Below are 13093 nucleotides of genomic sequence, written 5' to 3' on the forward strand. Positions count from 1 at the left end.
ATTTCTATTGTTATACTTAAATTAAAAAAATAACTTTAAATTATTTTCAAGTGTAAAAGTACACTTTTTGATTTATATAAAGATATTAATTTTTGACTCGCGTTAACCTTGGTTTAAATGAGTTTCAACAACTACTTAAAAGATTAACTATACTGGACGAACCAGAATTTGAGCGGGAAACGGGACTCGAACCCGCAACATTCAGCTTGGAAGGCTGACGCTCTACCAATTGAGCTATTCCCGCATTCACTTCTAAAAAGCTTTGCAAATTTAAAGATTAAATCCTAAACCACAAAAAATTTTAAAAATTAAGTTTGTGGGGAGAGCAGGATTCGAACCTGCGAAGGTTACCCAACGGATTTACAGTCCGTCCTCGTTGGCCGCTTGAGTATCTCCCCGCCTTATTTTTTTGTTCTTCTAAAAACCTTGAGCCGATAGAGGGACTCGAACCCACGACCTGCTGATTACAAATCAGCTGCTCTAGCCAGCTGAGCTACATCGGCATTTTTGTTTTTAAAAGCGTTATTTAAAAGAACAGTCCGTTAAATATGTTTGTTTAACGGACTGCAAATTTACGTTGTTTTTTGAATTAACCAAATTTTTAGGTTCTTTTTTTAGTCAATTCCCTATTTTTTATCTTTCGCTAATTTTTTCTTTTTTTCTGATAATTAATTTTTTTAATGTATCTACCGCTAAATCAATACATTCTTCAAAAGATTGTCCTGTTTTACTTACAACAATATCATCTCCTGGTACTTCTAACTTAATATCAACTGTCTTGTTATTTTTTTCTGCAGTATTCTCTAATTTAAAAGAAACATTCGCTGCAATGATTTTGTCTGACAAAGTTTCTAATTTTTCTAATTTTTTCTCTAAATACTCCTCTAAACCTGGTTTAGTATTGAAGTTTACTGCTTGAAAGTTAATTGTCATAATTACTCTTTTTTGTTCTCACGTGGGTGAGCTTTGTTAAACACTTTTTTTAAATTTTCTATACTCCCATGTGTGTAAATTTGAGTCGATGACAAACTTGAATGCCCTAAGATATCTTTTACCGCATTCAGATCTGCTCCGGAATCTAACATATGGGTCGCAAATGAATGCCTCAACATATGAGGACTTTTTTTATGTTTTACGCTTATAAGACTAAGATAGTATTTTACTTTCGAATAAACAAGATTATCATACAAAGGTTTTCCTTTTTCTGTTACAAAAACATTCGTACATTGTAAGGTAATTTCATTATGTTTTCTGGTGCTATAATTCGTTAAATCGTCTAACAAAAAGGTAGAAATAGGAATTATGCGTTCTTTATTTCTTTTTCCAAGAACTTTTATAGAAAGTGTATTCGGATCGATATCATTTTCTTTCAAACCAATTAATTCTGCACGTCGAATTCCTGTTTGATACATTACATCAATCATTAATCGATCACGTAAACCTTCAAATGTGTCTGGAAAAAACTCATCATTATTCAACAAATCATTCAATTCTGCTTCTGTAAAAGGCACTAAAACTTGTTTATTTTGTTTAAGTGAATGAATTTGCTCGATTGGATTAATGGAAAGATGATTTTCTTTGACCAAATATTTATAAAACGTTCGTAAAGCGCTTAATTTGCGATTAACTGTTTTCTCAGACTTTTCTAATTCTGATAAATGCATCACAAATGCACGAATATGATTTTTTGTTGCAAGTTGTATTTCCGACGAATTTTCTTCTTGTTGATAGAACTCAACAAAATCGTCCAAATCTCTTTTGTAGCTGGTAATTGTTAGCGTAGAATATTTCTTCTCTAGCGCTAAATAATCTAAGAATAGTTGAATAAATTCCATAAAAAAACCTATTCATCAAAGTTACAACTTTAATAAATAGGTCAACAGAAATTAATTTCTTTATATCGTTTAAAACGCCAATTTATGCTTCCTCCTTTTCGATTAAGGCTTGTTTGTAGATTGCTCTACTCATCTTAATTCTATTTGTAACAGAAGGTTTTGTAAATTGTTGACGTGCTCTTAACTGACGTACAACACCTGTTTTATCAAATTTTCTTTTGTATTTTTTTAGAGCTCTTTCGATTGACTCTCCGTCTTTTACTGGTATAATCAACATAATTTTATCTATTTCTTTTTGAGATGGCAAATATACAACTCTTTAGTAATTAAACAAATCGTTTTGTATTAATCTTTCAAAATATTTCTTCCAATCACTAATTTTTGGATCTCAGTTGTTCCTTCACCGATTGTACACAACTTAGAATCACGGTAGAATTTCTCTACTGGGAAATCTTTTGTATATCCGTATCCACCAAATATTTGTACTGCTTCATTCGAGATTTTAACACAGGCTTCCGATGCATAATATTTTGCCATTGCACCTTCTGTCGTCATTGGTTTTTTATGATTTTTTAAATAAGACGCTTTACGAATTAATAATTCTGAAGCTTCGATTTCTGTAATCATTTCAGCCAATTTAAAGTTAATTGCTTGGAAATTTGCAATTGCAGTTCCAAATTGATGACGCTCTTGTGCATATTTCAATGCTGCTTTATAAGCTCCTTTCGCAATTCCTAAAGATAAAGCTGCGATCGAGATACGACCACCATCTAAAATCTTAAGTGCTTGCTTGAAACCATCACCAACATTTCCTAAACGATTTGCATCCGAAACACGTACGTTATCGAAGATTAACTCTGCCGTTTCCGAAGCACGCATTCCTAATTTATTTTCTTTTTTACCCGATGTAAAACCTGGCGTTCCTTTTTCTATTACAAAAGCTGTCGCGTTATTTTTAGCTCCTTTCTCTCCTGTTCTTGTCATCACAACCGCAACATCACCAGAAATTGCATGTGTAATAAAGTTTTTTGCTCCATTAATCACCCATTCATCACCATCTTTTACAGCTGTTGTAGACATTCCTCCAGCATCAGATCCTGTGTTGTGCTCTGTTAATCCCCAAGCACCAATCCATTCTGCTGTTGCTAATTTTGGTAACCAACGTTGTTTTTGTTCTTCGTTTCCGAATTCTAAAATATGATTTGTACAAAGTGAATTATGTGCCGCTACAGACAAACCGATAGAAGGATCAACTTGTGAAATTTCATCTACAATTGATACATATTCATCATATGACAAACCACTTCCTCCATATTCTTCTGGAACAACGATTCCCATGAATCCCATTTTTCCAAGTTCTTTGAAAACTTCAACTGGAAAAGTTTGAGCTTCATCCCACTCCATTATATTCGGTTGAATGTATTGTTTTGCAAAATCTCTTGCCGATTGCGCGATTAATGATAAATTTTCATTTTCTAAGAAATCCATTTTTTTGAGTTTTTTTGTTTTTTTATGACTTTCCTCCAAAAGTAATAAATTTCTATTAAGTGAAAAGTTTTTCTTTTACGATTATTTTTACTCATTAAAAATAATTGACTATCAGCGTGTTTAAGTTAATAATATCCTTAAAAAAAACAAATGTTTAAAGTCATTTTCGGAAATGATATTTGACATTTTAATTCGGATGAATTAATCCGAGTTTTGTTTCGAAAAATAAAATAAACATTATGAAAAAAGGACTATTAATATTAGGAGCAATCTTTGCATCAACAATTTCATTTGGACAAGAGGCTAGTGAATTACATATGCGTGTAAGAGCAACTGGTGTAGTTCCTATGGAAGATGCTAAAATAGAAGCAATAGGTGGAAATGTAGCAGTTACAAACAATCTTATTCCAGAAATTGACTTTACCTATTATATTACAAAAAATATCGCGGCCGAATTAATCTTAGGAACATCTAAACACGAAGTTGTAGCGGTAAATACTGCATTAGGAAATTTAGATTTGGGACGAGTAATGCTGTTACCTCCAACTCTTAATGTACAATATCATTTGTATCCAACCAAAAACCTAAAACCTTATGTTGGTGCTGGAATTAATTATACAATCTTCTATGATCAAGGGCAAGGAAAAGGGAGAAACGCAGCCGTAACTAGTGTAGATTACAAAAACAATGTAGGTTTCGGATTTCAATTAGGATTTGATTACAAAATCAATGATAAATTATACTGGAACGTAGATGTTAAAAAATTATACTTAAACACAGACGTTACAGTTGGTGCAGCTTTAGACAAACAAGTTTATGTACCAGCAGATGTAGATCTTAATCCTTGGTTAATCAGTACTGGTATTGGTTTCAAATTATTCTAAAATCGACCTTTTATATATATTATGATTTTTTATTAACCAACTAAAAGATCAAAAAGAGAAGCAATTGCTTCTCTTTTTTTATTTAATATAATTTATTTTTACTCCTCCACTCTTTTATCTTCGATGTGATTTGTTCGAAAATATTCTCGAACCGAGACAAAAGTAGGCTCTATATGCACTAATACATCTTTTACTTGTGGCATTTTAGCTTGTACAGCATCTTTCAGATCATGACTAATTTTATGTCCTTCCACCACCGAAATCGTTCCATCGACTATTGCATGTAAATCGACATAATAATTCATTCCATTCTTACGCACATTACATTTTTCAGTCGCCATAACACCCGGAACATGCGAAGCGATTTCTCTAATTTGTTCAATTTCATTTTCGTACAATTGCTCATCCATAATTTCTCCCAACGCAGGTCGAAGGATTTTGTACGCATTATATAAAATAAAACTTGATGCAAAAAGTGCTGCAACATCATCTGCTGCCTCCCAACCTGGTCCCATTACCAATGAAATCGAAATTCCGATAAACGCCATTAACGATGTAATTGCGTCCGAACGATGATGCCAAGCATCTGCTTTTAGAGAAGAACTATTGGTTTCAACACTTTTTCGCATTACATACTGAAACGATAATTCTTTGAATAAAATAATTCCTCCAAGAACTAATAAGGTAAATGGTTTGGGCTGATGATGTGGTGTAATAATATTGTTAATACTTTCTTTTGCAATGATAATCGCAGAAACAATAAGGAAAGTAACCACTAAAAATGTGATTAACGCTTCTGCTTTTCCGTGTCCATAAGGATGATTTTCATCTGCAGGTTTTGCAGAATACTTTAGTCCAAAGAAAACAAATATAGAAGAAAAAACATCTGCCGAAGACTCGATTGCATCTGCAATAAGTGCGTAAGAATTCCCAAAATAACCAGCCAAAAACTTAATTCCAGCCAAAGAAGCGTTTCCTACAATACTAAAAATTGAAGCTTTGATTGCTTTTTCCGAATTATCATTCATACCAAAAAAATAAGCCCTACAAATGTAAGGCTTATTCTAATTTTGTATCTCGAAAATATTATTTTTCTAAGAATGGGTATTTGTAATCTTTTGCAGGAACAAATGTTTCTTTGATTGTTTGAACAGAAGTCCAACGTAACAAGTTCATTGCAGAACCTGCTTTATCATTTGTACCAGAAGCACGCGCTCCACCAAATGGTTGTTGACCTACAACTGCACCTGTTGGTTTATCGTTGATGTAGAAATTTCCACAAGCATTTTTCAATGCTTTAGCAGCTAATTCTACAGCAGCACGATCTTTCGCGAAGATTGATCCTGTTAATGCGTAAGCAGAAGTTTCGTCAACTAATTTTAAAGTTGCTTCAAATTCATTTTCATCATAAACATAAACTGATAATACAGGTCCGAAGATTTCTTCTACCATTGATTCATATTTAGGATTCGTTGCTTTGATAACTGTTGGTTGAACAAAATATCCAACTGAATCATCATAAGTACCACCGATTACAACTTCAGCTTCAGAAGATGCTTGTGCACGATCGATATATGCTTTAGATTTTTCGAAAGAGTTTTTATCGATAACCGCTGTCATGAAATTAGAGAAATCCTCTGGAGATCCTAATCTAACAGTTGCTAACATTTCTTTCATTTGTTTCTCAACTTCGTTCCATAAGTTAGATGGAATATAAGCACGAGAAGCAGCAGAACATTTTTGTCCTTGGTATTCAAATGCTCCACGAACTAAACCTACAGCAACTTCTGTTGGACAAGCTGATTTGTGAACCATTACGAAATCTTTTCCTCCTGTTTCTCCTACGATACGTGGATAAGTTCTGTAATTGTTGATGTTATCTCCAATTTGTTTCCATAAAGTATTGAAAACTTTTGTAGAACCTGTGAAGTGTAAACCTGCGAAATCTTTGTGTTCTAAAACTGTTTTTGCAGTTTCTGCTCCATCAGTTAAGATCATGTTGATTACACCATCTGGTAAACCAGCTTTTTTGAACACTTCCATTGTTACTTTAGCAGCTAAAGTTTGTTTATCAGAAGGTTTCCAAACTACAACGTTCCCCATCAAAGCCATACAAGATGGTAAGTTACCAGCGATTGCAGTAAAATTGAATGGAGTAATTGCGAAAGTAAATCCTTCTAATGGACGATAATCTACACGATTCCAAATTCCAGGAGAAGAAATTGGTTGATCTGCATAAATTTCTGTCATGTATTGTACATTGAAACGTAAAAAGTCAATCAACTCACAAGCTGAATCAATTTCTGCTTGCATTGCATTTTTAGATTGACCAATCATTGTTGCAGCATTTATTTTTGCACGGTAAGGACCAGCAATCAAATCTGCAGCTTTCAAGAAAATTGCCGCTCTATCTTCCCAAGGCATTGCAACCCAAGCTTCTTTTGCAGCTAAAGCTGTATCAATCGCTTTTCTTACATCATCTTGTGTTCCTTCGTGGAAATAACCAACAACTTTTTGGTGGTCATGTGGAGGACGAATTTCTTTTTTATTTCCTGAAAAAATTTCTTCAGAACCAATGTATTGAGGAACTTCAGTTACCTCGTTAAACATTTTTTTGTAAGCGTCTAATAATTGCGCACGCTCTGGCGTTCCAGGAGCATATGATTTTACCTCTTCGTTAACAGCGTGAGGAATTTGAGCAAATGATTTTGACATTTTGATTATTTTGTTTGTTTATACTTTTCAAAGTTCAAATTTAAGAAAAATAAATGGAAATGTTTCAGTTCAGATAATTAAGTCTTTTATCACTTTAGACATAAAATCATCCATTATTCTTCCTTTTTATTTTCTTTTTTATCTTTTGTATGAAGAATTTGATTTTCGATATTTTCTAAATACTGGATTTGCATTTCCTGTATTTCTAATAATTTCTTATTCTGATGAACCAATAAATGATCTATTTTTTCGCTTAATAATTTTATTTCCAGTTCGGCTTTCAAATTAATTTTATAATCATGTTCGGCTCTATCACGGTCTTTATCTTCTTGACGATTTTGACTCATCATAATAATTGGAGCTTGTATTGCTGCTAAACAAGACAAAATCAAATTGAGTAAAATAAATGGATAGGGATCAAAACCTTTGTTGTGCAACATCCAAAAATTAAGAAACATCCAAGCCAATAAGAAAATAAAAAACGAAATAATAAATGTCCAACTTCCTCCAAAAGATGCTACTTTATCTGCGATTCTATCGCCTGTTGTCAATGGCTTTGATGTATTTTCTTTTATATTTTCGGAAAGAATAGAATTATCACGAATTGCTTCTACTACATCTTGATCCAATTTTTCCATTTCACCTTTTTCTTGCGAAATCAAATTTGCAAAAAATTGACGACGATATTTGTTCAATATTTTTATCGAAACATAATCTTCTTCGGTAATTGCTGGATAATCTTGCTCAATCAATTTAAAAATCTCTTGCTGAATTTCTTTTCCTTTTACAGCTTCGTAGCGATTAATTGGTTCTTGAGTTACAAAACATTTCATAATAATCTATTTTAGTCAAAAATCACATCACAAAAAACGCTCCTAAAATTAGAAGCGTTTTAATTATTAAAAGTTATTTGTGTAATAATCGAAATATTTACAATTTGATTTTATTTCTTGATATGTTTTCGTGTCCGAATATTGTTTCAAATTTTTAAAATTAGAACGATAATTTGCCACTTTAAACGCTAAAATTTTATCTTCGTTGTCATATTGATTTTCGTACAAACGTTTCAACACAGGGTCTTTTGCATTATAAAATCTTCCTTGTTCATTCTTAGACAATGCAAACAAAATTTGCGCTTTCATTTCTTTGTCTTTTGTCGAATCAAAAGCTTTTTTCAAATAATTTTCTGACGGCGTAAAATTATCTACGTAGTTTCCACCCCAACCGAAACTTTTGTAAAAGAAGTTGCTTGTCGCTTCATATTGATCACCATAATTATTAAATTTTGGTCCATTATCATTGTTTCGATCAAATGTCAACAAATAACGATAATAGCCTAAAGTCGTCGTATTGTAAAAGAAATTCCCCAACAAATAATTCGCTTTTGCAGCTTCTTCGGTATTCTTCTTTGCTATTTTATTCAATTCAATCATCGCATTTGTCAATTCTAATTTTGACATTTTTGGTTTGATAAATTTGAATTCATTCAAATATGGTGTTGCGATCACTTGATTTTCGTCACAATTGAAACATTCAATCTTATTATATCCAAAGATTTTATTCGGAATATTATGATAACCATCAAACTGATTTTCTACCCAAGTTTTGCTTTCTTTTTCTGTTGTATAATCGTAATCATAAACAAAATAAGCACTTTCTGACGTGTGATATTTTTGATCAATCTTCTCAAATTCTTTTTTCGCCAAATCAAATTTCATTTCGCCTAAATACAATGTTCCTTTGAAATCGGCTAAATAATCTGATAATTTAAACTGAATTTCTTTTGATTTTTTTGTTCTCCAATCCCATGAACTCGATTTTACTTTTGCATTAATCAAATATTTTTCGAAAGCTGTTTTATTCGATTTTTTATCCAATTTATCTAAATCATTGATAATCGCCCAATCTGGATTTGAACCTAATTGTGTAATTTCATTATGAATCAAAAATGCTTTTCCTTTGTCACCTTGCAAAAAATATCGATTTGCTAAAACATCTAAAATCACATTTTTCAAGTTCATTTTTTGATCATCTTCATCCGAATAACCATAGACATCTTCTGGTAATTTTGGATATTCATAATTCAAAATCGACGCATATTTTTGCATCAATTGATTCTCAAAACTATCTGTAATTTTCTTTTGTTCGAAAATTTCTAATAAAATTTCAATCACTTTTTTCTGTTGTTGAAATTCTTTCGAAGTTGAATTTACTTTGGTTAAATACGTTTTTGTTTCCGCAAAATTTTTGTTCAATAAATTCAAATATGCCACCGATAATTTCCAATATTCTTTGTCGTCAGCTTTTATCGCTTGTGATTTTGCCAGAGCAATCAATTCATTAATCTGAACTTCATCTTTTGAATCTTCGGGGTTACTGTAATAATTGCCATTTGTTTTTACAGGTAAATATAAATCTGTATATTTTTTTCGTTCTTGAGAAGAATTCCAATAATAATCTTCAGGATTTTGTTGCAAATATTCGCGTTCAATTAAATTAATAGAACGTGCAAATAAAATTCTCGCTTGTGGCGCATTTACATCATTCGCAATAATTTTTTTCGCAGGAGCTAACGGATTCGAAAAATCATTATAACCAATCAATAAATACAAATCATTTTTTTCTTGAATCGTTTTGGCATTGGCTAACATTTTCTCATAATTCAAATCATCTGTCACGCGCATCGATTGATAAGCACTCATTTTTCGATCATTCGAATGAGAAAAAACTTCGAAAAAGTCATAATTCGCCTGAATATAATTTCCAAGTGCACGCTCCGCTCCACCTTTTTGATCTAACGCATAATAATACATCGAATTTTTGAGTCCTTGCGACGCCACATACATATTAAAATAATTGATAGCGTCTTTATATTCGTGGAAATAATGCGCAAAACGCACCAATTGATAACCGTAACGAACTTTTAATTCTTTGTCCGTTTCTGCATTCCAACTTTTCTTTAGAACCTCAAGAACTTTTCTATAGTTTAGATTATTGACATTTTTTTCTGGACGATCTACATACGACCATTCACCATTATCGATATAATAAAAAGCCATATAAGGCTCTAAATACTTGGCATACGACAAGTAAAGTAAACTTTGCTTATTCTTTTTTACCCAATCTGTTGTCGCAAAATTATAGTTCGTATTGGACGATTTTCCATTCTTTACCATCAAATCAATTTCTTGTTTCGATACTTTAAAAACCAACTCAAACGCTTGCTGATAGCTAATTCCTAACGTTTTTTGCCAATCCAAAATATTCTCATTCTTTTGATTTGCATCCATCGTATAATATGGATTATCCAACGTCATCAAAAATGGCTGATATTGAGGCGCTTCGCTTAAAGTTTGCGAAAAAAGATTGTAGTAATAATAATCTTCTCCACCTCCATCAGCACACGCAAATACTTTGGTTAAACCAAAAGTTAAGCATAAAGTAAGTACTATTTTTTTCATAATTGTGTTGGTATTGTTTTCAAAAATTTTGAGTCTAAATGAAAATAAATCAAGCGATAATTGTAAGATAATTTTGTATCGATAAATGATTTTGTTTCAATTAATAATTCAGGAGAAATCATTTCAACTTTTATTGTAAAACCTTTGCTCACATAAAAATTTCGTACAAAAAAATCATCTTCCACTTCATAAAATCCATTTCTGATTTTCTTTACAGGTTTTCCTATCAAATCTTGCTCCGAAAAAGAATTGATTAATTTTATTTTTCCTTGATGATTTGTCAAAATTGCCCACGAATAAATTGGCAAAGCAACATCTAATTTGATTGGATAATCGTTCAAGTTTTTTAAATAATCTTTTGCTATTTTCAAATCTAAAATCGAATTATTTTCAGATTGATCAGTTGGATTTTCGGTTGCATAACACATCAAAACCATTTTATCCAAAGGCGGAACTCCTTCTTTGTCTTTAAATTTGACTTGATGCAAACGCAAAGTTGCCGAAAGTTTTTTGCCCGAAATATGTTTCAATTCCGACAAAAACATAAAATAATTTTCGCGCGTAGATTTCGTCCAATCACAATCTATCTGAATTTCATTGAAACTTTTTAGATTTCCTCTTTCAGCCGTTTCACTCAAAAAATTATACACATCTTTTGCTAAAATTTTGATTTGATCTTTTGATGTATTCAGAAAAGTTTGATTGGTAATAAAAACCGTCGGAATATAATTGACATTGAGTTTCGTTGCATCAAAATTCTGAATAATTCCAACTGGAGAAATTTTATTCAACTTTTTATCCACATCAAAAAAACGAACATAAATATTTTCCACTTTTAGTGAATCAACCGCTTTTTTCTCTGTTTCATTCACCGAATAATTACTTCGCCAATAATAAAAATCAATTGGTGATTTTTTGGTTTCAGAAGTACATCCAACCAAACTAATTATCGTAAACAGTATTAAAAATCTAAATAAAAATTTCATACTCAAATTTAACTCAAAATCTATAAATCACAATCGATGAAAATAGTGAGATTTTATCAAATTAATTGTCGAAATTTATCCTCTATAATATTCTTAAAAAATGAATGATAAAAATTTTCAGCGTGTAATCGAAATGTCTTTTGCAAGTGTTTATCCGCATTACATCACAAAAGCAGAAAAGAAAAACCGAACAAAAACGGAAGTTGATCAAATTATTTTTTGGTTAACAGGTTATACTGAAAAAGATTTGGAAGAAATTTTAACGAAGAAAACTAACTTTCATGATTTTTTTGAAAATGCACCAAAGTTTAATCCAAATGCAACTAAAATAAAAGGTGTGATTTGCGGTTATCGTGTGGAAGAAATTGAAAATCCATTGATGCAAAAAATTCGATATTTAGACAAATTAATCGATGAATTAGCCAAAGGAAAAATAATGGAAAAAATTTTGAGAAGTTAAGCTACTTATCTCCTCGAATTTCCAGTTCCATATCCCATCAACACATCGTATCGTTGTCCCCAAGGGCGATAGTAAAACAATGCTTGATATTGATTTTCGGTTTGCCAAAAACTTCCGCTCACATAACTTGGATCGATTTTGCCTGTTTTGGTATTTTTTACGACATATTGATAATTGTAATAACCTTGTTTCAAGAATAATTCGGTTACCCAAAATCCTGCATCGTCTTTTTCTAATTTCGAATTTTCATCAATTTCCCAATTATTAAAAGCACCTACAACATACGGAACGTATAATCCATTTTGATCTTCGAAAGCATCTAAGGCAAAATAAACCCATGAATAATCTGCTTCAGAATTTGCTGCATATTCGTTTCCATAACGGTTATTTCGGATATAAAAATTACCATTAATGTCTGGATAATCATCATAAGGTAAATTATATTTCGGAATATCTGCACGCAAAACAGTGTGATAAACACTATCTTTTCTGAATGTTTTTTCTGTTGTTAAACTCGGAACTTCTAAATTTTTGTTATCAAACCAATTGTATTCTGCACCACCGTCAAACAAAATATTAGTATCATTATATGTTAATTGATTTGGACGAGAAAAAGATGGTCGATTGACAAAATAACCTTCGTTCCAATTGTTATTTTTCATCAAAAATAATCTTGCACCATCAGGAACTTCAGTTAAATTTTGTGTTCCACTCGAAACTTGAACTTGCAAACGCTGATTCAATTCTTTTACGGTTGGATTATTGTAACGAGAAACCATCACTCCAACATCCGCAATTGGTTGATAAACGGCAAAACGTTTCGTGAAAATTGGGTTTGAATCATTTTCTAAATACACTTTTAACACATAATTTCCAGGTAATTTTACATTCATTTGATCATTCGGAAATTGAATTTGATAATTGGTATATTTTTGATACGTATTGAATGAATTCTTATATGTTCGCGCATAATCAGCATTAACACCATTTAAAAATTCGGTTTGAAAAATATTCGATTCTGACCAATCTGCATTTCTGTGTTCAATAGAATATTGATAACGCTTATAACCTGCACTGATATCATCAAAAAGAAAAATTAATCTTTCGCTAGAACCTAACTTGATAACGGGTGTATTATCGTTTGTTTGCGGATTAAAAACTTGAACCGTCTTGATATTCTTTGGAGGAATTACATCTTGAAATTGCCCAAAAAGAATTGAAGTCAATAGACAAAGTATAATCGAATAGAATTTCATTTTCATTA

General features: G+C 31.6%; 12 protein-coding genes and 3 tRNA genes. 2 read left to right on the plus strand and 13 right to left on the minus strand.

Translation table 11 applies throughout. The features are described 5' to 3' along the window. Nucleotides 1-171 precede the first annotated feature (171 nt). From HXZ69_RS03950 to HXZ69_RS03980, 7 genes are all read right to left on the minus strand, one after another. A tRNA-Gly gene (locus tag HXZ69_RS03950) sits at nt 172-244 on the minus strand. A 73-nt stretch (nt 245-317) separates the two neighbouring features. Then, nucleotides 318-398: transfer RNA gene (locus HXZ69_RS03955), tRNA-Tyr, on the minus strand. A 31-nt stretch (nt 399-429) separates the two neighbouring features. Next, a tRNA-Thr gene (locus HXZ69_RS03960) sits at nt 430-503 on the minus strand. A 130-nt stretch (nt 504-633) separates the two neighbouring features. Further along, the gene (gene hpf, locus HXZ69_RS03965; protein ID WP_038331066.1) at nt 634-933 is read right to left on the minus strand and encodes a ribosome hibernation-promoting factor, HPF/YfiA family; all 300 of its coding nucleotides are present in this window, start codon (nt 931-933) and stop codon (nt 634-636) included. Nucleotides 934-935: 2 nt separating this feature from the next. Continuing rightward, the gene (locus HXZ69_RS03970; RefSeq protein WP_286495076.1) at nt 936-1835 is read right to left on the minus strand and encodes a tyrosine-type recombinase/integrase; all 900 of its coding nucleotides are present in this window, start codon (nt 1833-1835) and stop codon (nt 936-938) included. A gap of 82 nt (nt 1836-1917) precedes the next feature. Next, nucleotides 1918-2112 (minus strand): 30S ribosomal protein S21, encoded by a 195-nt coding sequence (rpsU, locus tag HXZ69_RS03975; RefSeq protein WP_038331168.1) that lies wholly within the window; start codon nt 2110-2112, stop codon nt 1918-1920. Nucleotides 2113-2180: 68 nt separating this feature from the next. Beyond that, nucleotides 2181-3323 (minus strand): acyl-CoA dehydrogenase family protein, encoded by a 1143-nt coding sequence (locus HXZ69_RS03980; RefSeq protein ID WP_038331167.1) that lies wholly within the window; start codon nt 3321-3323, stop codon nt 2181-2183. A 239-nt stretch (nt 3324-3562) separates the two neighbouring features. Between HXZ69_RS03980 and HXZ69_RS03985 the strand changes: the two genes are divergently transcribed. Next, complete coding sequence (locus tag HXZ69_RS03985; protein WP_286495079.1) at nt 3563-4207, plus strand: OmpW/AlkL family protein; 645 nt, start codon at nt 3563-3565, stop codon at nt 4205-4207. A 98-nt stretch (nt 4208-4305) separates the two neighbouring features. Here the strand turns inward: HXZ69_RS03985 and HXZ69_RS03990 are convergent, their stop codons facing one another. The 5 genes from HXZ69_RS03990 to HXZ69_RS04010 all read right to left on the minus strand — a co-directional run bounded on the left by HXZ69_RS03990 (nt 4306) and on the right by HXZ69_RS04010 (nt 11369). After that, entirely contained in the window at nt 4306-5235 is a 930-nt protein-coding gene (locus HXZ69_RS03990) for a cation diffusion facilitator family transporter (protein ID WP_125349438.1), read from the minus strand. Nucleotides 5236-5293: 58 nt separating this feature from the next. Further along, entirely contained in the window at nt 5294-6922 is a 1629-nt protein-coding gene (gene pruA / locus HXZ69_RS03995; RefSeq protein ID WP_219033765.1) for an L-glutamate gamma-semialdehyde dehydrogenase, read from the minus strand. 113 nt (nt 6923-7035) lie between these two features. Next, on the minus strand, nt 7036-7755 hold the full coding sequence (locus HXZ69_RS04000; RefSeq protein WP_114998848.1) for a DUF1003 domain-containing protein: 720 nt from the start codon (nt 7753-7755) through the stop codon (nt 7036-7038). 66 nt (nt 7756-7821) lie between these two features. Beyond that, nucleotides 7822-10383 (minus strand): hypothetical protein, encoded by a 2562-nt coding sequence (locus HXZ69_RS04005; RefSeq protein WP_286495082.1) that lies wholly within the window; start codon nt 10381-10383, stop codon nt 7822-7824. Continuing rightward, nucleotides 10380-11369, minus strand: coding sequence for a hypothetical protein (locus HXZ69_RS04010; protein WP_286495084.1), 990 nt, complete (start codon nt 11367-11369; stop codon nt 10380-10382). The genes HXZ69_RS04005 and HXZ69_RS04010 overlap by 4 nt, the downstream gene beginning before the upstream one ends. A gap of 100 nt (nt 11370-11469) precedes the next feature. On the opposite strand from HXZ69_RS04010, the gene HXZ69_RS04015 reads away from it, so the two are divergent. Continuing rightward, nucleotides 11470-11829 carry a DUF2200 domain-containing protein gene (locus tag HXZ69_RS04015; protein ID WP_219033767.1) on the plus strand — a complete coding sequence of 120 codons (360 nt, stop codon included), beginning with the start codon at nt 11470-11472 and terminating at the stop codon, nt 11827-11829. 5 nt (nt 11830-11834) lie between these two features. Here HXZ69_RS04015 and HXZ69_RS04020 read toward each other — a convergent pair whose 3' ends face one another. Continuing rightward, on the minus strand, nt 11835-13091 hold the full coding sequence (locus tag HXZ69_RS04020; protein WP_286495085.1) for a type IX secretion system plug protein: 1257 nt from the start codon (nt 13089-13091) through the stop codon (nt 11835-11837). Nucleotides 13092-13093 lie beyond the last annotated feature (2 nt).

It is taken from the genome of Empedobacter sp. R132-2 (assembly GCF_030324375.1).
Taxonomy (GTDB): domain Bacteria; phylum Bacteroidota; class Bacteroidia; order Flavobacteriales; family Weeksellaceae; genus Empedobacter; species Empedobacter falsenii_B.